Source organism: Micromonospora matsumotoense (assembly GCF_050951065.1).
Classification (GTDB): Bacteria; Actinomycetota; Actinomycetes; order Mycobacteriales; family Micromonosporaceae; genus Micromonospora; species Micromonospora matsumotoensis.
In genome coordinates, this window is the sequence record NZ_CP192025.1 from 1695488 (window position 1) to 1717069 (window position 21582).

The window sequence follows — 21582 nt, forward strand, 5'->3', positions numbered from 1 at the left end:
CGGTGGCCACAGCAACAACCGACGGGCCGGGCACGGCACGGCGGTCCGGACGCCCGGAGATAGTCTGTCGTCATGACCGTCCGTGCCCCGTTGACCCCAGGCACGCTCTCCCCGTGGCGAGCGGTCCCTGGCCACATCGCCCGACCGGAGTACGTGGGCAAGAAGCAACCACAGCAGTGGCGCGGCTCGCACGTGCAGACCCCGGAGACCATCGAGAAGATGCGGGTCGCCGGCCGGTTGGCGGCGCAGGCCACCCAGCTCGCCGGTGCGCACTGCAAGCCCGGGGTGACCACCGACGAGATCGACCGGGTGGTGCACGAGTTCCTCGTCGACCACGGCGCGTACCCCTCGACGCTGGGCTACAAGGGCTTCCCCAAGTCCTGCTGCACCAGCATCAACGAGGTCATCTGCCACGGCATCCCCGACTCCACAGTGCTCGCCGACGGCGACATCATCAACGTCGACGTCACGGCCTACCTCGACGGGGTGCACGGCGACACCGACGCCACCTTCTGCGTGGGCGCGGTCAGCGAGGAGGCCCGGGTGCTGGTCGAACGCACCCACGAGGCGATGATGCGGGGCATCCGGGCGGTCCGCCCCGGCCGGCAGATCAACGTCATCGGCCGGGTCATCGAGTCGTACGCCAAGCGGTTCGGCTACGGGGTGGTCCGCGACTTCACCGGCCACGGCATCGGCGAGGCGTTCCACAGCGGCCTCTACGTGCCGCACTACGACAGCCCCCGGCCGACGGACGTGATGGAGCCGGGCATGACCTTCACCATCGAGCCGATGATCACCCTCGGCACCTACCAGTACGACATGTGGGACGACGGCTGGACGGTCGTCACCAAGGACCGCCGGTGGACCGCCCAGTTCGAGCACACCATCGTCGTCACCGACGACGGCCACGAGATCCTCACCCTGCCGTGACCGAAACCCCGGCGGCGCTGCGGGAGGCGCACCACGCGGACGTGTCCGGCGGATGGCTACGGCCGGCCGTCTTCGGCGCGATGGACGGGCTGGTCACCAACATCGCCCTGATCGCCGGGGTCGGCGGCGGTGGGGTGTCCCCGCACAGCATCGTGCTGACCGGCACCGCCGGCCTGGTCGCCGGCGCCATCTCGATGGGCCTGGGCGAATACACCAGCGTCCGTTCGGCCAACGAGCAGGTCGCCGCCGAGGTGGCCAAGGAACGGCGCGAGCTGGAACGGCATCCGGAGGCCGAGGCCCGCGAGCTGTCCGACGCCTGGGTGGCCCGGGGCCTGCCCCGCGACCTGGCCGACCAGGTCGCCGAGGCGGTGCGCCGCAACCCGGAGGAGGCGCTGCGGGTGCACGTCCGGGAGGAGTTGGGCGTCGACCCCGACGAACAACCCAGCCCCTGGGCGGCGGCGATCTCGTCGTTCCTCTGCTTCTCCATCGGCGCGTTGATCCCGCTGCTGAGCTACCTGCTCGGCTCCACCAGCCTCGTGTTGGCGCTCGCCGTCGGCGGGGTGGGACTCTTCGTGGCCGGGGCGGTCGTGGCCCGGTTCACCCACCGCCCGTGGTGGTCCGGCGGGCTGCGGCAGTTGCTGCTCGGCGCGGCGGCGGCCGGTGCGACCTACCTGATCGGGATGCTGATCGGGGTCCAGGGCGGTCTCGGCTAGACCGTTGTCGCCGGCAGGGTCGGTCGTCGCGGCCGGTCAGTTGGTCCGCCGGTGCCGGTGCCGGTGCCGGTGCCAGTGCCAGTGCCGGGGCTCAGCGGGTGAGCAGGTCGTCCACCGTGCCGTCGACCGGTCGGCCCCGGGCGGCCAGCTCCTCGGCCTGCCCGGTCAGCACCCGGCCCACCTCGGTCATGTCCGCACCGGCCAGCCCGGTACGCCGTACCGCGTCCCCCGGGTCCCGGAAGTAGGTGCGGCTGAGCAGCCCGTTGACCGTGGCCGCCGCCAGCCGGGCCTCGGCGAGCATCACCAGCGCCTGGTCGGTCTCGTACCACTCGGCGAGCCGGGCGGCGCGGGCGTGCGCCGCCCAGCCCGGGTACCAGGCGTCCCGCGCGGCGGCGCTGAACTCGGCCGGCCGGGCCCGCGCCAACCGGCCCAGGTGCTCGTCGCGCAGGGTCCGCAACCAGCCGGTCGGGTCGTACAGCGCAACGGTGGTGACGTAGCGGTCGGCGGTCAGCGGCCAGCGCGGGGTCAGCGTCCGGGCCCGCCGCAGGTGGTCGTCGGCACCGGTGACGGTCAGTTCGACAAGCACCCCGTCGATCCGTCGGCTCGACGGATCCGGCCCGCCGCCCGCCCGGTAGGTGACCAGCAGTAACCCGACCTCGGCGTCCCCGCCGCCGTCGTCGTCGCCGTGCGCCAACGGGCCGTGCACGGCCACCGCGAGGATGTCCGCCGGGAAGCGCCGCCGCGCCGCGTCGGCCGTCCGCCCGGCGACCTGCCAGCGCGGATCGTCCGGGTCCACCCCGGCCGCCGGCTCCGGCAGCGTCACTGTCGACCGGGGCCGGTCGGGGCCAGCCGGAAGATGTGGATCTCCCGGCCGCCGGCCCGCCGCACGTACGTCCGGTACGCCGGCCACTCGGTGACCAGCAACTGCCAGAGCCGCTCCCGCTCGGCCCCGGTGGCCAGATCGGCCCGGACGGCGACCCGGCGACCCTTGACGGCCACCTCCGCCTGGGGCCGGGCGCGCAGGTTGAGCACCCAACCCGGCTGGCGCGGCTGGCCCCAGTTGGACCCGATCACCACGAAACCGTCGCCGTCCGGCACGTACAGCAGGGGGTTGCTGCGGGGCAGCCCGGAGCGGTGTCCGGTGGTCGTGATGATCAGCGAGGGGACCAGCCCCAGCGCCACCACCCGGCCCCGGGTGAGCCGTCCGACCAACCGGTCGGCGGGGACCAGCAGCCGCATGGCGGTGCCGAACCACTCGTGGTGACCGAGCCGGCGGGTGAGGGTTCCGAGTACGGGCACCCGGTCAGTGTGCCTGGTCGTGGCGGTGTCCGCACCCACCGGTCGGGTCGCACCGGTGGCGGCGGGCCCGTCCGGCCCGCCGCGGTCGGCACTCGGTCCCACCGGCGCTCAGTCCAACCGGCGTTCGACCGCGAGGCGGGAGCGGGTGAACAGGCCGGCGCCGAGCATCGCCACCAACGGCACCACCACCAGCACCCCGAGGGTCTGCCAGGGCACCACCATCGGGTACGGCAGCTGGACGGGCCACGCCGCGGCGTACTGGCGGTTCACCGAGGTCAGGATGATCAGTGCGGAGGCGAGGCCGGCGGCGATGCCGAGCACCGAACCCACCACGGCGATCACCCCCGCCTGGCAGAGCGAGAGCACCCGGCGTACCCGGGGACTGGCGCCCACCGCGGCGAGCGTGGAGAGGTCCCGACGACCCTCCGCCGCCGCGAGCCCGGTGGCCACCCCGGCGGCGCCCACCGTGATCACCCCGGCGGCGACGGCCAGCAGGAGCAGCACCGGCCGCTGCTCGGAGGCGGGCGGGCCGCGTTCCACCTGCGGCGACACCGCCACCATCGGCCGCAGCGCGGTGACGAGCCGGTCGATCTGTGCCGGGGCTGGCGCGGCGGGGGTGTCGACGGCGTAACCGATCTGCCTCGTGGTCAGGCCGGCCCGGCCGGCGGCGGCCGGCGAGAGCACCAACCGGTCGAGGGGCAGCCCGCTGCGCAGCAGGTGCCCGGGGAGGGTGACGGTGGTCTCCCGCGACGGACCGGAGCCGGCGGGCGACCGGGTGACCCGGATCGTGAGCCGGCCGTTGGTCAGGTACCGGGGATCGGTCACCACGGCGGCACCGGCGTGCAGCGCGGCCGTCGCCGCCGCCAGTTCGTCCGGTGGGGCGCCGCTGATCACCCCGAGGGCGTTGCCGTCGTCGACCAGGGCGGGCAGGTAGAACCCGCCCACCACGCGCACCGGCGGGACGCAGCGCGGATCGGCCAGGGCCTGCCGGCGCACCGCCGCCGTGTCGTACGACTCCCCGTCGTAGGGGCAGACCTGTTCCGGCGGCAGCGCCGGCGCCACCGAGCAGTAGCCGCCCTGTTCCTCCTCGACACAGGCCGGCACCGCCAGCGACCGCACCGCGTCGGTCCCCAGACCGGCCCGGATCCGCTCGGTGACCAGTGCCAACGGGGGCAGCGGATCGGTGCCGTCGCGGTCCGCCCGCAACAGCAGCACCCGCCCCGGCGGCATGCCCGGCAGCCACTCCGCCCGGTTGCGCGCGTCGTCACTGGCCACGTAGACGCCGAGGGCGACGCTGCCGGCGACGGCGGCCATCACCGCCGAGATGGCCGGGGCGGCCGAGGAGCGGTTACGGCTGGCGTCGCGCAGCGCGATCCGGGGCGCCGGTGGCAGCAACCGACCGAGCTGGGCGAGCAGCCCGATCAGTGTGGGAGTGGCGAAGACGAGGCCCAGCTCACCCAGGATCAGCCCGGTCAGGACCAGTGGGGTGTTGCTCCGGCCGGCCCCGAGGAAGGCGGCTCCGGTGCCCAGCGCGGTGAGCACCACCCCGAGGACCAGCCAGCGCCGGCGGTGCGGCGGCACGGCCCGGCGACCGGCCAACCCGGCCACCACGTCCTGCCGGGCGGCGGTCAGCGCCGGGGCGAGCGCGGCCAGCATCCCGGCCAGTACCGCGACGGCCGCGATCGCGGCGAGCGCCGCCGGGAAGACCCGGTATCCGCCGCTGCGCGCGGTGAGCACGTAGACCTCGACCAGCGGCCGGCCGACCAGGGCGGCGGAGACCCCGAGCAGCAGCCCGAGCGCCGCCCCGAGCCCGCCGAGGACCACGCCGTCGGCGAGCACGATCCGCCGTAGGTGCACCGGGTCGCCGCCGGCCACCGCGACCAGTGCCAGGTCCCGCCGCCGCCGGCGGACCCCGACGGCGAAGGCCGGACCGACCAGCAGGACGACCTCCAGCAGGCCGAGCCCACCGACCAGCACCGTGTTGCTCGCCGCCACCGGGTCGGGCAGGGCGGCGCGTGGTTCCTGCGTGTCGGACGGCTGCCCGCTGGGCACCGGTGTCCGGGCGCTGACCGTGACGCCGTGCGCGTTGAGCCGCTCCACCAGGGCGGCGTCCGGCGCGCCGGGGAGGTCGACCAGCCAACTGTCGTCCTGGCCACCACGACTGATGCGGGCCAGGCCGCCCCGGGTCAGGGCCACCACCTCGCCCAGTTGGTCGGGGAACTCCACCACGCCGACCACCCGCCAGGGGCGGGAACCGTCGGCGGCGGCGACCGTCCCACCGACCCGTACGCCCAGTTGCCTGGCGGCCCGTTCGCTGACCGCTACCTCGTCGGTGGCGGTGGGCACCCGGCCGGACCGCAGGCGCACCGTCGACCGGGGCAGCGGGTCCGTGAGGTCCAGCGCCCGCCCGTCCAGGGTGGTGGTCCGCTCACCGATCCGGACCTCGAACGGCACCCACCAGCTGACCCGGCTGGCCCGGCTACCCGGGGGCAGCAGCGCCTCGACCTCCGCCTGGCTCGCCGGCCGCTCCCGGGCCACCAGTTCCCCCTCGCGGGCCCAGCTCGACTCACCCCAGGGGTCCTGCTGGAGCGGGTTCTCCGCCAACCAGCGCAGCTCGACGTCGGCGGCACCGAGCCGCTGGTCGAACTGTTCCACCCGGGTGAGGTCGGCCATGTCGTAGGTGACCGCGACGAAACTCAACGCCAGCACGGGCAGCGCGATCATCGCCAGCACCAGGGCGGTGCGCCCCCGGGCCCGGCGGGCCTCCCGCCGGGCGATCCGCAGCGCCGCCCGCCACGACCCGACCGTCTCGCCGAGCCGACCGGACAGTCCGGGCCGGCGTCGCGGGCCGGCCGGGGCGAGGGGACCGGTCGATCCGGCGGCCGGGTCCGGTCGGGGCCGCTGGTCCGCCCGATCGGTCCGGTCGACCCGGGTGGGGTGGTGCGGCCGGTCGGGGCGGTGCGGCCCGCTCACCGGCCGCTGCCCGAGAGCAGGTGCTCGACCCCGGTCAGTGGGGCGGTGGAGTCGACCATGACGCCGTCGCGGAGGAAGACCACCCGGTCCGCCCAGCCCGCGTGCCGGGCCTCGTGGGTCACCAGCACCCCGGCCGCGCCCGCGTCGACCCGGCGGCGCAGCAGGTGCAGCACCGCCTCCCCGGTCTGCGAGTCCAGCGCCCCGGTGGGCTCGTCGGCCAGCACCAGCCGCCGCTCGCCGACCAGTGCCCGGGCGATCGCCACCCGTTGCTGCTGACCCCCGGACATCTGGTCCGGGAAGCGTGCGCCGAGTCCGGTCAGGTTCACCTCGTCCAGGGCCGCCAGAGCGGCCCGCCGGGCCTGCCGCACCCCGACGCCGTCGAGTTCGAGGGGGAGGGCGATGTTCTCCACGGCGGTGAGGCTGCCGAGCAGGTTCAGATCCTGGAAGACGTAGCCGATCCGGCGACGACGCAGCCGGGCCAGCCGCCGACCGTTCAACGTCCCCAGTTGCTCTCCCTCGACCAGCACCTCACCGGCGGTCGGCCGGTCGAGCCCGCCGGCCAGGGTGAGCAGGGTCGACTTGCCGGAGCCGGAGGGACCCATCACGGCCACCAGCTCTCCCGGTCGAACGGTGAGGCTGACCCCGCGCAGCGCGTGCACCGCCGCCTCCCCGTCGCCGTGGGTGCGGTGGACGTCGCGCAGTTCGAGCACCGCACCCTCCGGGCCGGTCACCGGTGCGCCTCCTCGTCGGCCCGGTCCACCACCTCCGGCGGTGACCCGCTGCGTGCGGTGGGCGCCGCCGGTCGGTGCCGGACCAGGCTGGTCTCGCAGTGGTCGAGCCAGCGGATCTCCGCCTCGGCCTGGAACATCATGGCGTCCAGCACCAGCCGCCAGGGCAGGTCCTCGGGCCGGTCGCTGGTGTACTTCAGCCGGGTCAGCTCCTGCAGGGTACGCATGGTGGCGCTGCGCTGGGTCTGCACCACGGCCCGGACGTCCACCCCGGGGGTGGTCAGCGCCAGGGCCAACTTGATGGACAGTTCGTCCCGGGGCCGGTCGTTGCGGCTGATCGGGGTGACGAACCACAGCGCCAGGTCCGCCCGTCCGGCATCGGTGATCTCGTACGGCCGCTGGCCGCCCTCGTGCTCGGGCAGCGAGCGGACCAGGCCGTCGCGTTCCAGCCGGTTGAGGGTGGTGTAGACCTGCCCGATGTTCAGCGGCCAGGTCGAGCCGGTCGACTCCTCGAACGCGGCCCGGAGTTGGTAGCCGTACATCTGGCCGCGCTCGAGCAGGGCGAGCAGGCCGTGACGGATGGACATGGCAACGGAGTATGCATACCCCGTATGCGGACCGCAACCGCTGCGCGTGCGGGGCGGCCCTGCAGCTCCACTGAATCAGTCGAATAGGGCGGAAAACCCCGACCGGGCGGGGGTGATCCGTCTCTCCGGGAAATCGTGTCGACGCCGGCCCGGCACGTCGGCCGGTCGGTGCGGTGGCCCGGCGGCCGGTTCGGTGGGTCGGTTCGGTGGGTCGGTCAGGCGGCGCGGTCCGGCGGTCAGGCGGGGCGGCCGGGGAACGGGACGGTCAGCGGGGTGATCCCGGCGCTGCGCCGCCACCGGGTGGCCCGTACCGCGCAGTCGGTCAGCGCGTTGAGCGCCCGGGTGCGGTCCGCGCCGGTGGTGACCGGCAGCGCCGCCCGCCAGAACGCCGCGGTGCGCTCCTCCACCTGCACCGCCAGCCGCAACGCGCTGGCCCGGTCGGTGACCGGGAACGGCAGTGCGTAGCCGGCCTGATCGGCGGGGACGGGGCCGCCGGTGGCGCTGAGTTGGAGCACCAGCGCGTCGCGTCGGGCCCGGTGGGCGGCCTCGGCGGTGCGGGCCGCCCGCCGGTCGGCGTCGGTGAGTCGTACCCCGATCGGGCCGTAGGCGTAGATCGCGGCGTACTCGGCGGCCAACGCGCCGGCGAGCGCGTCGCCGGGCGCGGCCGGGGCGGTCCGGCGGTTCACTTCAGCGCCTCCAGGTGGGTGGCCCGGGCGGCGGCGATCGTACCGAGCAGCGCGGCCCGGTCGCCCGGCGCGTCGGCGCACGCCTTCGCCGCGTTGTCCCGGCCGCTCTGTTCGGCGGCCCGCAGCTCGCTCAGGAGGGTGTTCCGCGCGCCGTCGACGACGGTCGGGCCCGGCGCCGCCGGGCCGGAGGGTTCGGGGCGGCCGATCAGCCGGCGCAGTTCGTCGGCGTGCGCGGTGTGCGCGTCGGCGATCGGGGTGAGCCGGTCGGCCAGCCCCGGATCGGCGGTGATCGCGGCCCGGTGCCGGGCGGCCAGCTCCCGGGACTCGGCCGCCAGGGGTTCCAGCGGGTCGGGTGGTGGGGTGGGTCCGTCCCGGTCGAGGAGACCACACCCGGTCAGCGGCACCGCGGCGGCGCCGACCGCCAGTAGCGCACCGGTGCGCAGCACCGTGCGCCGGGATTGCCCCGTTCCGTCGGGGTGCGTCGTTGTTCTGCCCGTGGCCACCGGACAAGTCAACACCATCCGCGTCGACCGCCGGACGACCGCCGTCGGTGCGCCGCCGGGGCCCCCGTCCCGGCGGCGCGTTACGCTCTGCGCAGCCACCGGCGCTGCCGCCCCGGTGGCGTCCCGGCGTGCCGGTCCGACGACCGCCGCCGATCAGCAGAAGGGTGCCCAGATGACGCAGCGTGGCCGTGCCACCCGGCCGACGGCGCCGACGGGACGATCCCGTCGCACCGACGGCGACCGGGGCGGGGACCGTGCGGGCGCATCGCGGGGCGACCTGGCCGCCCGGCGTACCAAATTGCGCGACGTGATCGCGCCGGTGGTCACCGCGGCGGGCTACGACCTGGAGGACGTCTCCGTCTCCCGGGCCGGCCGCCGGCACGTGGTCCGGGTGATCGTGGACGCCGACGGCGGGATCAACCTGGACGCCGTCGCGGACGTCTCCCGGTTGGTCTCGGCGGCGTTGGACGCGGCCGAGGAGGCCGGCGGGGACATCGTGGCGGGGGAGTACCAGTTGGAGGTCAGCTCCCCCGGGGTGGACCGCCCGTTGACCCTGCCCCGGCACTGGCGGCGCAACGCCGGCCGGCTGGTCAAGGTGACCGTCCGGGTCGAGCGGACCGATGCGCAGCCCGCCGTGGACCGTCAGGTCACCGGCCGGGTGGTCGTGGCCGACGACGAGCGCGTGGTGCTGGAGACCGAGTCCGGTCAGGTGGAGCACCGCTACGCCGCCCTCGGCCCCGGCCGGGTGCAGGTCGAGTTCCACCGCCTCGACGAGGCGGACGAGGTCGACGACGACGATGACGAGTCCGACGGCGACGAGCACGACGCCGCCGACGAAGATGACGACGATGATGTGGAGGACGAGGAGAGGTGAACATCGACCTCGCGGCGCTGCGCGCACTGGAGCGCGAGCGGGAGATCCCGTTCGACACGATCCTCGCGGCGATCGAGACCGCGTTGCTGACCGCCTACCGGCACACCGAAGGCGCCGAGTCGCACGCCCGGGTGGAGATCGACCGCAAGAACGGGGCCGCCCTGGTCTACGCCCAGGAGGTGGACGCCGACGGCAGCGTGGTGCGGGAGTGGGACGACACCCCGCACGACTTCGGCCGGATCGCGGCGATGACCGCCAAGCAGGTGATCCTCCAGCGGCTGCGGGAGGCCACCGACGAGGTGCACTTCGGCGAGTACGTCGGCCGCGACGGTGACCTGGTCACCGGCGTGGTGCAGGCGCACGAGGCGCGCAGCGAGAAGGGCATCGTCAGCGTCGACCTCGGCAAGCTGGAGGGCGTGCTCCCGCAGTCCGAGCAGGTGCCCGGCGAGCGGTACACCCACGGCGAGCGGATCCGCTGCGTGGTGGTGCACGTGACCAAGGGGATGCGCGGTCCGCAGATCACCCTGTCCCGGTCCCACCCGGCACTGGTCAAGAAGCTCTTCGCGCTGGAGGTGCCGGAGATCGCCGACGGCACGGTGGAGATCGGGGCGATCGCCCGTGAGGCAGGCCACCGCACCAAGATCGCCGTACGCTCCACCGTCCAGGGCGTGAACGCCAAGGGCGCCTGCATCGGCCCGATGGGCCAGCGGGTCCGCGCCGTGATGAGCGAGCTGCACGGCGAAAAGATCGACATCATCGACTGGTCGGACGACCCGGCCGCCTTCGTCGGCAACGCGCTCTCGCCGGCCAAGGCGTTGCGGGTCGAGGTGGTCGACCTGGCGACCCGCACGGCCCGGGTGACCGTCCCGGACTTCCAGCTCTCCCTCGCCATCGGGCGGGAAGGGCAGAATGCCCGGCTTGCCGCGCGATTGACCGGTTGGCGGATCGACATCCGGTCGGATGCGGAGCAGGCGGGCACCGGCGGTCGGGGCGGTGCCGAGTCTGTCCCGGAGCCGGGCGGAGCGATCTCGGGCGGCTAGGGGTAGACTTCTGCCAGTGGTACGACGCGCGCATCCGGAGCGCACCTGTGTGGGTTGCCGGAAACGTGCGCCGGCCAGCGAATTGCTGCGGATCGTCGCGGTCGGTGACGAGGATGGTCACAGTCTCCGGCCTGATCCGAGCCGCAGTCTGCCGGGTCGGGGAGCGAACATGCACCCGGATCCGGCCTGCTTCGCGCTGGCGGTACGGCGTCGCGCCTTCGGGCGGGCGTTGCGACTCACCGAGGTCCCTGACCACGGTGCCGTCGCGGAGCACGTCGATGCGCCAACCACTACGTCCGGTCAACCCGATCGGGCGAGGGTCGCTAGCAAGGTAGGACGACCGACATGAGCACACGATGAAGTCCCTGAAATGACCAGGCTTCAAGTGCAGGAGTGAGGTCGCTGCGGGTGCTGCCCGCACGACCTCGGAGTGAGGAGTGCAGTGGCAGGTAAGGCCCGCGTACACGAGCTTGCTAAGGAGCTCGGGGTCGAGAGTAAGACAGTGCTCGCCAAGCTGAAGGAAATGGGCGAGTTCGTGAAGTCCGCGTCCAGCACCGTCGAGGCGCCCGTCGCCCGACGTCTGCGTGGCGCATTCGTCGCGTCCGCCGGTGGTTCGTCGGCACCGACCGCTCCGGCGGCGGCCCCGAGCCCGGCATCGACCCCGACGCCGTCCCCGACCCCGGGAGCCCCTCGGGTCTCGGCCCGGCCGATGCCGCCCCGGCGGCCGACCGCGCCGACCCCTGGACCGAAGCCCAAGGGCCCGGTCCCCGGCCCGCCGCAGCCGGTGACCCCGGTCGCCAAGCCGGCGAGCGCACACGACATCGAGGTGGCGGCCGCCGAGGCGCGCGCCGCCGCGCTGAAGGCCGAGCAGGAGGCGGCGGTCAAGGCCGCCCAGGCTGCCCGGCAGCAGCAGCGGGACAACGTCCGACGGGAGCCCCCGACCGAGGGTGGTCCCCGTCCGGGTCCGGGTCCGCGTCCCGGTCCGAATGCCGTACCGCCGCGTCCGGGTACCCCGGCCGCCGGTCGTCCGGGTGGCCCTCCGGCCGGCCCGGGTGCCCGGCCCGGCGGTCGTCCGCCGGCGCGCGGCGCCGGTAACAACCCGTTCGGCATCCAGGGTGGCCAGCAGCAGCGGCCCCCGGCCGCCGGTGGTGGCGGTCCCCGGCCGAGTCCGGCCGGCATGCCGCCGCGTCCGAGCCCGGCCTCGATGCCGCCTCGGCCCAGCCCGGCCTCGATGCCGAGCCAGCGGCCCACCACGGGTCGCCCCGGCGGCCCCGGTGGCGGTCGTGGTGGCCCCGGTGGCGGTGGCGCCGGTCGTCCCGGTGGCGGTGGCGGTGGCTTCCGCCCCGGTGGCGGTGGCGGCGGTGGCGGTGGCGGCTTCCGTGGCGGTCCCGGCGGCGGCGCTGGTGCCGGTGGCGGTGGCTACCGTGGTGGCCCCGGTGGCGGCGGTGGTGCTCCCGGCGGCGGTTTCCGTCCGGGTGCCCCGGCCGGTGGCGGCGGTCGTCCCGGTGGTGGCGGTCGTGGCCGTGGCGGCGGCGCCGCGGGTGCCTTCGGGCGTCCCGGTGGTCGGCCGACCCGTGGTCGCAAGTCCAAGAAGCAGCGCAGACAGGAGTTCGACAACCTGTCGGCCCCGACCATGAGCTCGGGCGCGCCCCGGGGTCAGGGTCAGGTCGTCCGGCTCTCCCGTGGCGCCTCGCTGTCGGACTTTGCCGACAAGATCAACGCCAACCCGGGTTCGCTGGTCCAGGAGATGTTCAACCTGGGCGAGATGGTCACCGCGACCCAGTCCTGCTCCGACGAGACCCTGTTGCTGATCGGTGAGCACCTCGGCTTCGACGTGCAGATCGTCAGCCCGGAGGACGAGGATCGCGAGCTGCTCGCGCAGTTCAACATCGACCTCGACGCCGAGGTCGCGGAGGACCGCCTGGTCAGCCGTGCGCCGGTGGTGACCGTCATGGGTCACGTCGACCACGGTAAGACCAAGCTGCTCGACGCGATCCGTAAGGCGAACGTGGTGGCGGGCGAGGCGGGTGGCATCACCCAGCACATCGGTGCCTACCAGGTCCACGTCCCGCACGAGGGCATCGACCGCGCGGTGACCTTCATCGACACCCCGGGCCACGAGGCGTTCACCGCCATGCGTGCCCGTGGTGCCCAGGTCACCGACATCGTGGTGCTGGTGGTGGCGGCCGACGACGGCGTCATGCCGCAGACGATCGAGGCGCTCAACCACGCCAAGGCGGCCGACGTGCCGATCGTGGTCGCGGTCAACAAGGTCGACAAGCCGGAGGCCAACCCGGACAAGGTCCGCCAGCAGCTGACCGAATACGGTCTCGTCGCCGAGGAGTACGGCGGCGACACCATGTTCGTCAACGTGGCGGCCAAGCCGGGCATCGGCATCGAAGAGCTGCTGGAGGCGGTCCTGCTGACCGCCGACGCGTCCCTGGAGCTGACCGCCGCGATCGACGGGCCGGCGCAGGGTGTGGCCATCGAGGCGCACCTGGACAAGGGCCGCGGTGCGGTGGCGACGGTGCTGGTGCAGAAGGGCACCCTGCGGGCCGGCGACTCGATCGTCGCCGGTGGGGCGCACGGCCGGGTCCGCGCCATGCTCGACGAGAACGGCAACCAGGTCGCCGAGGCCGGTCCGGCCCGTCCGGTCCTGGTGCTTGGTCTGACCGCGGTGCCGGGTGCGGGTGACACCTTCCTGGCCGCGGCGGACGACCGTACGGTGCGTCAGATCGCCGAGCAGCGGCAGGCACGACGGCGGGCGGCGTCCTTCGCCAACTCCCGTGGCCGGGCCACCCTCGAAACGCTCATGGAGCAGCTCAAGGAGGGCGAGAAGACCTCGCTCAACCTGGTGCTCAAGGGCGACGTCTCCGGTTCCGTGGAGGCCCTCGAGGACGCCCTGTTCAACCTCGACATCCCGGAAGAGGTCCAGCTCAGGATCATCCACCGGGGCGTGGGTGCGATCACCGAGAGCGACGTCATGCTCGCGAGCGCCTCGTCCGAGGCGGTCACGATCATCGGCTTCAACGTGCGGGCCGCCAACAAGGTCCGTGAGATCGCCGACCGCGAAGGCGTGGAGATCCGGTACTACACGGTCATCTACCAGGCCATCGAGGAGATCGACGCCGCGCTCAAGGGGCTGCTCAAGCCGGAGTACGAGGAGGTCGAGCTGGGCAGCGCGGAGATCCGCGACGTCTTCCGCTCGTCCAAGATCGGCAACATCTCCGGTTGCATCGTCCGGTCCGGCATCATTCGCCGCAACGCCAAGGCGCGGCTGCTGCGGGACGGGGCGGTCGTGGCGGACAACCTCACGATCAGCTCGCTCAAGCGGTTCAAGGACGACGCGACGGAGGTCCGCGAGGGCTTCGAGTGTGGTCTGACGCTGGCCGGTTTCAACAACGTCCAGGTCGGCGACACCATCGAAACCTTCGAGATGCGGGAGAAGCCGCGCGCCTGATCCGAGGCTGACAACAGTGCTCAAGGGGTTTACGCCGACCGGCGTAAACCCCTTGAGCATGTCCGGGCCGGTTCCGTAACGTCCGGAGTGATGTATACCGGAACCGCACTCTTCGACCTGCTCCTGCCGGGCGACTCCCGATCGCTCAAGGCCAAGCGTTCCTATGTACGGCCCGTCGTGGCCGCGCTGCGCCGCTTCGAGGTGTCGGCCGCCGAGGTGGGTGCGCTCGACCTGCACGGTCGGGCCGAGATCGGGGTGGCCGTGGTGGCTGCCGAGGCGGCCCACGTCCGCGAGGTGCTCGACTCCTGCGAACGCCTGGTCGCCGCCCGCCCCGAACTGGACCTCCTCTCCGTCCGCCGCACCCTCCACACCCCCGAAGACTGACCCCACCCCCACCCCCACCCCCACCCCTCCCCCGGCTCCCCCTCCCCCGGCTCCCCTCCCTGGTCCGCCCGCCTTCGGTGATCAAGAGGTTTGCGTCAGTTTTGATCTTCAGGTTGACGCAAACCTCTTGATCACCGGGGCGGGACGGGTGGGTGGGCGGGCGGGGGACGGGAGGGGAGGGAGGTGGGGGAGGGGAAGGTGGGGGTGGGGGTGGGTGGGGCGGGCGGGTGGGGGTGGGGCGCGGGTAGTGTTCGAGGTGTTGGGGTGGCTGGTTCCGGTGGCGGTTTGCGCCGCCGTGCCGGCCGCGGAAGGAACGCCCTGGAGGTGGGGGACATGACTGATCCGGCCAAGGTTCGCCGGCACGCGGAGCGGATCCGCGAACTGGTCGCTTCGGTGGTGCGGAGCCAGATCAAGGACCCCCGGCTCGGGATGATCACCATCACCGACGCCCGGATCACCGCCGACCTGCGTGAGGCCACCGTCTTCTATACCGTGCTCGGTGACGCGACGGCCCAGGCCAGCACCGCCGCCGCGCTGGAGAGCGCGAAGGGGATGCTGCGCAGCACCGTCGGGAAGGCGCTGGGGCTGCGCCACTCGCCCTCGCTGGCCTTCGTCCTCGACGACGTGCAGGACCAGGTCAAGCAGATCGACGACCTACTCGCCCAGGCCCGGCACGCCGACGCCGAGGTGCAGCGGTTGGCCGCCCAGGCGAAGTACGCGGGTGACGCCCAGCCGTACCGGGTCGACGACGAGGACGACGACGTGGACGACGAAGCCGCCGACACCGACACCTCGTCGACGGACCGGCGGTGACGGCCGCCCCGGACACGGCCGGTGGGCTCCTCGCCGGGTCACCGTCGACCGGCCCCGGCGAGGACGACTGGGCTGCCGCCGTCGCGGCGGTACGTGGCCTGCCAGCCGACGCCCGGGTGCTGTTGATCTGTCACGTCAACCCGGACGGCGACGCCCTGGGCAGCATGCTCGGCTTCGGAATCGGCCTGCGGCGACTCGGCGTACGCCGGTTGCAGGCCACCTTCCCGGGGCCGCCCGAGGTGCCGGAGCCGTTCCGTTGGCTGCCCGGGATCGACCTGTTGGTGCCGGCGGCCGAGGCGTACCCGGATCCGGATCTGGTGGTCTGCTTCGACGCCGCGAGTGAGTCGCGGCTCGGTGACCTGGTCGACCGGCTCGACACCGCCGGCACGTCGGTGGTCCTCGACCACCACGCCTCGAACACCGGCTTCGGCGCGGTGCATCTGGTGGACCCGACAGCGGCGGCCACCTCGGTCGTGGCCGAGCAGTTGCTCGCCCGGCTCGACGTGCCGTTGGACGCGGAGATCGCGGCGGGCCTCTATGTGGCGCTGACCACCGACACCGGCTCGTTCCGGTTCGCGGCGACCACGCCCGAGGTGCACCGGCTCGCCGCCCGGTTGCTCGCCACCGGCCTGCGCCCCGGTGACATCTCCCGCGAGGTGTTCGACACCCGGCCGTTCGGCGCGGTACGGCTCTTCGGTGAGGTGCTGGGCCGGTCCCGGCTCGAACCGGAGGCCGCCGCCGGTCACGGCCTGGTCTGGACCCACGCCACTCTCGACGACCTCGCCCGGCACGACCAGCGGCCGTACGTGTTGGAGTCGCTCATCGACTCGGTGCGCTGCACCGCCGAGGCGGACGTCGCGTGCGTGCTCAAGCAGCTCGGGCCGGACGAGTGGGCGGTGTCGATGCGCAGCAAGGGCGCGGTCGACGTCAGCGCGGTGGCGGTGGCGCTGGGTGGCGGGGGTCACCTGTTCGCCGCCGGCTTCACCGGGCGGGGCGACGTTGACCAGGTCATCGCCCAGATCAGGGCGGAGTTGGCCGGTGCGTTGACCGTCGGCCACACCGACGCCGACGGGTGTCGGTCTTCCCGCACAGGGTGAGCCCGGGGAGAATCGGACGATGGAGCAGCCGCACGAGATCACCATGAACGTCTCCCGGACCTGGGACCGGCCGGTGGTCACCGTGCCGGTACTGGCCTGCCTCTCCCTGGTCGGTGGGCAGTTCCCGTCGTTCTCCGCCCAGGCCAACCTCTGGACGCTGGGCACCGGCGGCGCGCTGATCTGGCTCGGCCTCGGCAATCGGGTGCAGCGTCGGCCGGCACCGCGCCGGTTGGGCGGGGGCACCGTCTGGTGGCTGCTCCCGGCGGCGCTGTTCGGGGTGCTCGAAGGCACCACCTTCGTCATGGCGGTCGGGGACGAGTTCCCCACCTTCTCCCGCCTGGCCGATCCGCTGCTGGAGGACGGCCTGGTCCGCTCGGCGGTCTGGTTCGCCTGGCTGGCCGCCTTCTGGGGGCTGGTGCGGCGGTGATGCGTACCCTCGCCATCAGTGGCTTCCTCGCCTCACTGGTGCTCTTCGCGGCGGTCGAGTGGGCTGCCCGCCGGGAGGGTTCCCGGATTCCGTCCCTGGGGGACGTCTGCGCCTATGTGATGCGGTACGAGGTGGGTCCGGTGCCGGTCGGCCGGATCGGGCTGTTCGGTTTCTGGTGGTGGCTGGGCTGGCACTTCCTGGCCCGCTGAGCAGCACCGTCCCTCCGACGCCGGCCGGTCTGCCCCGCTGACCACGATCCGGCCGTCGTACGACACCGCGCTGCCTGCCCTCCGACACCGCGCTGCCTGCCCACCACCGGCTGCGCTGCCTTCCGGGCGTCGCATCGGTCGCGCTGCCTGCCCGGGACCGGCCGCGCTGCCTGCTCGGGCACCGCCTCCCCACTGCTCCCGTGCGCCGAGCGCCCTGCCGGCGCGTCGTTGCGCCCGCTTCCGGGTGCCCCGGGATCGACGGCCGTGCCGTCCAGATGACGGGAAGAGTGGGCACCATGTGGAAAGTAAACGTTAACTTGGGAAGGGCCGACGTCGCGTCGCGACGCAGGTCGTGGGCGGTGGTGCCACACCCGGTGCCGCCTCCCTCCAGGGTCTGACCGACCCGGGCTCACGCTGCCAGGCGAGCCGCTCCGGTGATCCCGGGCCGCCTTCCCGGCGCTCAGCAGGACCGCCCGTAGGGCCACCTGTTCCGGTGGTCCGCACCCTGGAAGGACACCGCCATGGCGACCAAGACCAAGACCGAGACCACCGACGAGGCCCGCGAGCAGATGCGCCGCGCGCTGCAGACCTCGATGGACACCCGCCAGTGACGCTGCCCCACCGGCGATGGCCCCACCGCCCGGCTGACCCCGCGCCCCGTTCGGGCTCGGCGGTCGCACACCACCGAGGTCCGCCGGGTGGGGCCCGCCCGGTCGCACACCTTGTCGGGGTCCGCCGGGCGGGTTCACCCGACAGTGCTCCGACAGGACACCCTCGGGGTCCGCAGCGTCGGCTCCGCCAGCCATCGCCCTGGTAAGTGTTGCCGGGGATTGCGTTCCTTACCAAGGGCGTGTCAGGATCGGCGGCGATGAGCCAGCCCAGTCCTACCGCCACCGCGCTCGCCTCACCGCGTCGGATCGCCACGCTCGCCCTGCCCGCCCTGGTGGTGCTCGCGGCCGAACCGCTCTACGTGCTGGTCGACACCGCCGTGGTGGGGCACCTGGGCCGGGTTCCGCTGGCCGCGCTCGCCGTCGGCGGCACGGTGCTGACGCTCACCGCCTGGCTCGGCACCGTGCTGGCGTACGGCATCACCGGGCGGGTGGCCCGGCGGTTCGGTTCCGGCGACCGGGCCGCGGCGTTGGACGAGGGTGTCCAGGCGTCGTGGCTGGCACTCGGGGTGGGCGTGCTGGTGGCCGTCGGCATGCAGCTCGGCGGGGACGCGTTGGCGCGTACCCTCGCCGGGGGTGGTGGCGAGGTGGCCGACGCGGCCGGGCAGTGGCTGCGGATCGCGGCCCTCGGCGCGCCCGGTCTGCTGCTGGCCGCCGCCGGCAACGGCTGGCTGCGCGGCATCCAGGACATCCGTCGTCCGCTGCTGTTCGTGCTCGGGCCGAATCTGCTCTCCGCGCTGCTCTGCCCGCTGCTGGTCTACCCCGCCGGGCTGGGCCTGCCCGGTTCGGCGGTGGCCAACGTGATCGCCCAGACCATCTCGGGCGGTCTGTTCGTCGGGGCGCTGCTGCGGGAACGGGCGAGCCTGCGGCCCCGCCCGGTGCTGATCCGCCAGCAGATGGTGCTCAGCCGGGACCTGCTCATCCGGGGGGTCGCCTTCCAGGCCAGCTTCCTGTCCGCCACCGCGGTCGCCGCCCGGTTCGGCGCCGCCGCTGTGGGCGCCCACCAGATCGCCCTGCAACTGTGGTTCTTCACCGCGCTGCTGCTCGACGCGTTGGCGATCGCCGCGCAGGCGTTGATCGGTGCCGCGCTGGGCGCGGGCGACGCCGCCGGGGCACGTGCCCTGGCCCGCCGGTTCGCGCTGCTCGGCGGGGTGTGCGGGGTGGGTTTTGCGCTGCTCATCGCCGCCGGGGCGGGGATCGTGCCGTCGTTGTTCAGCGCCGACTCCCAGGTGCAGGGCCAGGCGATGGTGGCCTGGCCCTGGTTCGTGGCGATGCAGCCGTTCGCCGGGGTGGTGTTCGCCCTCGACGGCGTGCTGATCGGTGCCGGCGACGTCCGCTACCTGCGCGACCTGACCGTCGTCGCGGCGCTCGGCGGGTTCCTGCCGTCGATCTGGTTCTCCTACGCATTCGACCTGGGCCTGGGCGGCATCTGGGCCGGTCTCACCCTGTTCGTGCTGATCCGGCTGGTCGGGGTGCTGCTGCGGCTGCGCTCCGGCAGGTGGGCGGTGGTCGGCGCGGTGCGCTGACCAGCCACCGCCGGCGTCACCGGCGAGGCGACGGTTCCCGGCCGGGGCGACCACGACGGTCGTTCAGCACTCCTCGCCGTCGCCGGCCCGCCAGCTCTCGTCATAGACGTCGCTGGTCGGGGTCGGGACCGGGGCGGTCCGGCGGCGTAGCGGTTCGGCCTCGGCCAGTGCCAGGAAGCCCCGCTCCATCGCCGGGCAACTGGCGTTCTGGAGGGTGACCCTGGCCGAGCTGAGCCAGAGCCCGCGCCCGCCGGGGTCGACATCGTCCGGGTACGGCAACAGCCACACCGCCTCGTCGCGCAGGGTGACCAGCTCCGCGCCCGGCGGGTACGCCTGGGGACGCCACAGGTCGAACGGGTAGACCCAGACGAACCGGGTGGTGATCTCCAACGCCCGCACACCGCCCTCGGCGGTGGTGGACCGGTAGGTCATGGTGCCCCGGGCGCGCACCTCCTCGTCGGGGTCCAGTCCCGGGTCGGCCTTGTCGGCGACCCGGCTGGCGAAGCCGAGATTGGCACCGGCGGCCAGGTCCCGACGGACGGAGTCCCGGGACTGCGGGGCGAGCACGGCGAGGAACCCGTCGGGATCGCCATCCAGCATCCGGGACTGCAACCGCCCCTCGACCAGGGCCCGGCGGACCTTCGCCAGCCCGTCGGCGACCTGCTTCGCGGTGAACGGCCCGGTGGTGCGGGCGGCGGGCGGCACGACGGCCGCCGCCCCCTCGGCGTACGCCTCGGCCGGGGTGGCGACGAAGGGGCCGAGGCTGTTGCCACTGTCGTCGGTCGGCCGGGGAGCGGGTGGCGACGTGGCACCCCGCTGCGGGAGCAGCGGCGCACCGTCGTGGACCCGCTGGACGAGACCGAACCCGCCCAGGGCGAGCCCACCGACCAGCACCAGCACCAGCAGTGCGCCCACCGCACCGAGCAGCGTGCCGCCGTGCCGGCCCCAGCGCAGCCGGAGCCGTTCCGAGCGGGTCAGTTCGTGCTCCACCTCGGGTTCCCGCATCCAGGACGGGATCCGGACCGGTTCGTCCGCCGTGGCGACCGCGTACCGGTCCAGGGGTGACTCCGCGGCCTCGGGCGACGGCGGGCCGACGGCCGATGACGGGTCTGCGGCGGGAGGCGGGCCTGCGGCCGGCGGGGGGTCGGTGGCCGGCGGGTCGGCGGGCGGGGGTGGACCGGTGGGCGACGGCGCGTCGGCGGCCGGGCGTGGATCGGCCGGGATCGGGCTGTGGGGCACGCGTGTCCCTGAGTCGAATGGGGAAGGGCGCATGATCCTCGCATCCGACCGGGTGCGGCGCTGCCCTGTTCCGGGCGGCGGGGGCGCCCGCTCCCGGGCGCGATCAGTCGCGCGGCGGAGCCGGGCGCGGGCTCAGAGGGTGCGGTCGCGGATCCGTCCGAGCAGGTAGAGCGCGCCGCCGACGAGCAGGGTGGCCACCGTCGCCACCAGCACGAACGAGGTGATCCCGGCGACCACCGGGTGACGTTCGCTGAATCGACTGCGGTCCCGCCAGCGCCAGAGCGACCGACGGGCCTGTCGGAGCGCCGGCACGGCCTCGACCAGCCCGGACAGCCGCCGGCCGAGGGTACGACGGGGCGGCTCCGGGTGGCGCATCCACTCAGGGAGCTCGACCCGGGCACGGTGCTCGGGCGGGGGCGGCGTGCTCATGCTGCTCCTGGCGGCGACGGGGAGTCTTCGTGGTACGACGGCATTGTGCCCTGCGGTGGCGGGCGGGGTCGACCCGTCTGGCAGGCTTGGCGGTCGTGAACGGTGACGGTCTGATCGTGGTCGACAAGCCCGGCGGCATGACGTCGCACGACGTGGTGGCGCGGATCCGCCGGTTGGCCCGGACCCGCCGGGTCGGGCACGGCGGCACCCTCGACCCGATGGCCACCGGTGTGCTGGTGATCGGGGTCGGCCGGGCCACCCGGCTGCTGACGTACGTGATCGGGGCGGGCAAGAGCTACACCGCGACGATCCGGCTCGGCCAGGCCACCGTCACCGACGACGCCGAGGGCGACGTGCTCGCCAGCACGCCCGCCGGGGAGCTGACCGACGCCGCGATCCGGGCCGCGTTCGTGCCGTTGACCGGTGAGATCGACCAGGTGCCCAGCGCGGTCAGCGCCATCAAGATCAATGGAGAGCGGGCGTACAAGCGGGTCCGGGACGGCGAGAGCGTCGAACTGCCCGCCCGGCGGGTCACCGTCTCCCGGCTGGACGTGCTGGCGATCCGTCGGGACACCCCGGACGTGGTCGACGTCGACGTCGACGTCGACTGCTCGTCCGGGACGTACATCCGGGCGCTGGCCCGCGACGCCGGTCGGTCGCTCGGCGTCGGCGGGCACCTCACCGCGCTACGGCGGACCGCTGTGGGTAGTTTCACCCTGGCCGAGTCGGCCACCCTCGCGACCCTGGAACAGCGTGCGCCCGAGGTGGTCAACCTGCCCCTCGACACCGCCGCCGACCGGTACTTCTCCCGTCGGGAGGCCACCGCCGACGAGGCGAAGGTGCTCTCCCACGGCGGGCCGCTCGACCCGGTGGGCATCGCCGGGCCGTACGCCGTCTTCGGACCGGACGGTGGGCTGATCGCTATCGTCAGCGAGCGGGACGGCCGGGCCCGCGCGGAGGTCGTGCTCGCCCCGGCCTGACCGGGCCGCCGGCCGGC

General features: G+C 73.9%; 22 protein-coding genes. 13 read left to right on the forward strand and 9 right to left on the reverse strand.

Features of this window, described 5'->3' with window-relative positions; all coding sequences use genetic code 11:
• Nucleotides 1-72: 72 nt before the first annotated feature.
• Together map and ACQP1S_RS07760 are read left to right on the forward strand one after the other, a co-directional pair.
• Nucleotides 73-930 carry a type I methionyl aminopeptidase gene (gene map / locus ACQP1S_RS07755; RefSeq protein ID WP_432904656.1) on the forward strand — a complete coding sequence of 286 codons (858 nt, stop codon included), beginning with the start codon at nt 73-75 and terminating at the stop codon, nt 928-930.
• Nucleotides 927-1643: a VIT1/CCC1 transporter family protein gene (locus ACQP1S_RS07760; RefSeq protein WP_091246044.1), complete on the forward strand. Its 717-nt coding sequence runs from the start codon at nt 927-929 to the stop codon at nt 1641-1643. The genes map and ACQP1S_RS07760 overlap by 4 nt, the downstream gene beginning before the upstream one ends.
• A gap of 91 nt (nt 1644-1734) precedes the next feature.
• Here the strand turns inward: ACQP1S_RS07760 and ACQP1S_RS07765 are convergent, their stop codons facing one another.
• From ACQP1S_RS07765 to ACQP1S_RS07795, 7 genes are all read right to left on the reverse strand, one after another.
• A complete protein-coding gene (locus ACQP1S_RS07765) occupies nt 1735-2466 on the reverse strand; it encodes a nucleotidyltransferase domain-containing protein (protein ID WP_432904659.1) in 732 nt (243 codons plus the stop codon).
• Nucleotides 2463-2942: a nitroreductase/quinone reductase family protein gene (locus ACQP1S_RS07770; protein ID WP_432904662.1), complete on the reverse strand. Its 480-nt coding sequence runs from the start codon at nt 2940-2942 to the stop codon at nt 2463-2465. Before ACQP1S_RS07770 ends, ACQP1S_RS07765 begins: the two co-directional genes overlap by 4 nt.
• A gap of 108 nt (nt 2943-3050) precedes the next feature.
• The gene (locus ACQP1S_RS07775; RefSeq protein WP_432904665.1) at nt 3051-5915 is read right to left on the reverse strand and encodes an FtsX-like permease family protein; all 2865 of its coding nucleotides are present in this window, start codon (nt 5913-5915) and stop codon (nt 3051-3053) included.
• Nucleotides 5912-6646, reverse strand: a complete 735-nt coding sequence (locus tag ACQP1S_RS07780) for an ABC transporter ATP-binding protein (protein WP_432904668.1) — start codon at nt 6644-6646, stop codon at nt 5912-5914. The genes ACQP1S_RS07775 and ACQP1S_RS07780 overlap by 4 nt, the downstream gene beginning before the upstream one ends.
• The gene (locus tag ACQP1S_RS07785; protein ID WP_091246050.1) at nt 6643-7230 is read right to left on the reverse strand and encodes a PadR family transcriptional regulator; all 588 of its coding nucleotides are present in this window, start codon (nt 7228-7230) and stop codon (nt 6643-6645) included. Before ACQP1S_RS07785 ends, ACQP1S_RS07780 begins: the two co-directional genes overlap by 4 nt.
• Before the next feature lie 236 nt (nt 7231-7466).
• The gene (locus ACQP1S_RS07790) at nt 7467-7916 is read right to left on the reverse strand and encodes a ferritin-like domain-containing protein (RefSeq protein WP_432904672.1); all 450 of its coding nucleotides are present in this window, start codon (nt 7914-7916) and stop codon (nt 7467-7469) included.
• Nucleotides 7913-8362, reverse strand: a complete 450-nt coding sequence (locus ACQP1S_RS07795) for a hypothetical protein (RefSeq protein WP_432904675.1) — start codon at nt 8360-8362, stop codon at nt 7913-7915. Before ACQP1S_RS07795 ends, ACQP1S_RS07790 begins: the two co-directional genes overlap by 4 nt.
• Before the next feature lie 229 nt (nt 8363-8591).
• Between ACQP1S_RS07795 and rimP the strand changes: the two genes are divergently transcribed.
• The 10 genes from rimP to ACQP1S_RS07845 all read left to right on the forward strand — a co-directional run bounded on the left by rimP (nt 8592) and on the right by ACQP1S_RS07845 (nt 18917).
• On the forward strand, nt 8592-9293 hold the full coding sequence (rimP, locus tag ACQP1S_RS07800; RefSeq protein ID WP_432904678.1) for a ribosome maturation factor RimP: 702 nt from the start codon (nt 8592-8594) through the stop codon (nt 9291-9293).
• The gene (gene nusA, locus ACQP1S_RS07805) at nt 9290-10333 is read left to right on the forward strand and encodes a transcription termination factor NusA (RefSeq protein WP_091246059.1); all 1044 of its coding nucleotides are present in this window, start codon (nt 9290-9292) and stop codon (nt 10331-10333) included. The genes rimP and nusA overlap by 4 nt, the downstream gene beginning before the upstream one ends.
• Before the next feature lie 16 nt (nt 10334-10349).
• Nucleotides 10350-10682: a YlxR family protein gene (locus ACQP1S_RS07810; protein WP_091246062.1), complete on the forward strand. Its 333-nt coding sequence runs from the start codon at nt 10350-10352 to the stop codon at nt 10680-10682.
• A 93-nt stretch (nt 10683-10775) separates the two neighbouring features.
• Nucleotides 10776-13793: a translation initiation factor IF-2 gene (infB, locus tag ACQP1S_RS07815; protein WP_091246065.1), complete on the forward strand. Its 3018-nt coding sequence runs from the start codon at nt 10776-10778 to the stop codon at nt 13791-13793.
• A 90-nt stretch (nt 13794-13883) separates the two neighbouring features.
• On the forward strand, nt 13884-14177 hold the full coding sequence (locus ACQP1S_RS07820) for a DUF503 domain-containing protein (protein WP_357894853.1): 294 nt from the start codon (nt 13884-13886) through the stop codon (nt 14175-14177).
• A 333-nt stretch (nt 14178-14510) separates the two neighbouring features.
• Entirely contained in the window at nt 14511-14990 is a 480-nt protein-coding gene (rbfA, locus tag ACQP1S_RS07825; protein WP_432904684.1) for a 30S ribosome-binding factor RbfA, read from the forward strand.
• On the forward strand, nt 14987-16087 hold the full coding sequence (locus ACQP1S_RS07830) for a DHH family phosphoesterase (RefSeq protein ID WP_432904687.1): 1101 nt from the start codon (nt 14987-14989) through the stop codon (nt 16085-16087). Before rbfA ends, ACQP1S_RS07830 begins: the two co-directional genes overlap by 4 nt.
• A gap of 19 nt (nt 16088-16106) precedes the next feature.
• A complete protein-coding gene (locus tag ACQP1S_RS07835) occupies nt 16107-16514 on the forward strand; it encodes a hypothetical protein (protein ID WP_091246080.1) in 408 nt (135 codons plus the stop codon).
• Complete coding sequence (locus ACQP1S_RS07840; protein WP_176738974.1) at nt 16514-16723, forward strand: DUF6186 family protein; 210 nt, start codon at nt 16514-16516, stop codon at nt 16721-16723. The genes ACQP1S_RS07835 and ACQP1S_RS07840 overlap by 1 nt, the downstream gene beginning before the upstream one ends.
• An 868-nt stretch (nt 16724-17591) precedes the next feature.
• Entirely contained in the window at nt 17592-18917 is a 1326-nt protein-coding gene (locus tag ACQP1S_RS07845) for an MATE family efflux transporter (RefSeq protein ID WP_091246087.1), read from the forward strand.
• 63 nt (nt 18918-18980) lie between these two features.
• Here ACQP1S_RS07845 and ACQP1S_RS07850 read toward each other — a convergent pair whose 3' ends face one another.
• Entirely contained in the window at nt 18981-20156 is a 1176-nt protein-coding gene (locus tag ACQP1S_RS07850; protein WP_432904692.1) for a hypothetical protein, read from the reverse strand.
• A gap of 132 nt (nt 20157-20288) precedes the next feature.
• Nucleotides 20289-20585, reverse strand: coding sequence for a hypothetical protein (locus ACQP1S_RS07855; RefSeq protein ID WP_091246092.1), 297 nt, complete (start codon nt 20583-20585; stop codon nt 20289-20291).
• Between the two features lie 95 nt (nt 20586-20680).
• On the opposite strand from ACQP1S_RS07855, the gene truB reads away from it, so the two are divergent.
• Entirely contained in the window at nt 20681-21565 is an 885-nt protein-coding gene (truB, locus tag ACQP1S_RS07860; protein WP_432904695.1) for a tRNA pseudouridine(55) synthase TruB, read from the forward strand.
• Nucleotides 21566-21582 lie beyond the last annotated feature (17 nt).

What these genes read in the sequence shown, in the direction of transcription:
- map (WP_432904656.1), top strand. Translation starts at nt 73, where the DNA reads ATGACCGTCCGTGCCCCGTTGACCCCAGGCACGCTCTCCCCGTGGCGA.
- ACQP1S_RS07785 (WP_091246050.1), bottom strand. Translation starts at nt 7,230, where the DNA reads ATGTCCATCCGTCACGGCCTGCTCGCCCTGCTCGAGCGCGGCCAGATG.
- rimP (WP_432904678.1), top strand. Translation starts at nt 8,592, where the DNA reads ATGACGCAGCGTGGCCGTGCCACCCGGCCGACGGCGCCGACGGGACGA.
- ACQP1S_RS07820 (WP_357894853.1), top strand. Translation starts at nt 13,884, where the DNA reads ATGTATACCGGAACCGCACTCTTCGACCTGCTCCTGCCGGGCGACTCC.
- rbfA (WP_432904684.1), top strand. Translation starts at nt 14,511, where the DNA reads ATGACTGATCCGGCCAAGGTTCGCCGGCACGCGGAGCGGATCCGCGAA.
- ACQP1S_RS07835 (WP_091246080.1), top strand. Translation starts at nt 16,107, where the DNA reads ATGGAGCAGCCGCACGAGATCACCATGAACGTCTCCCGGACCTGGGAC.
- ACQP1S_RS07840 (WP_176738974.1), top strand. Translation starts at nt 16,514, where the DNA reads ATGCGTACCCTCGCCATCAGTGGCTTCCTCGCCTCACTGGTGCTCTTC.
- ACQP1S_RS07845 (WP_091246087.1), top strand. Translation starts at nt 17,592, where the DNA reads ATGAGCCAGCCCAGTCCTACCGCCACCGCGCTCGCCTCACCGCGTCGG.
- ACQP1S_RS07855 (WP_091246092.1), bottom strand. Translation starts at nt 20,585, where the DNA reads ATGAGCACGCCGCCCCCGCCCGAGCACCGTGCCCGGGTCGAGCTCCCT.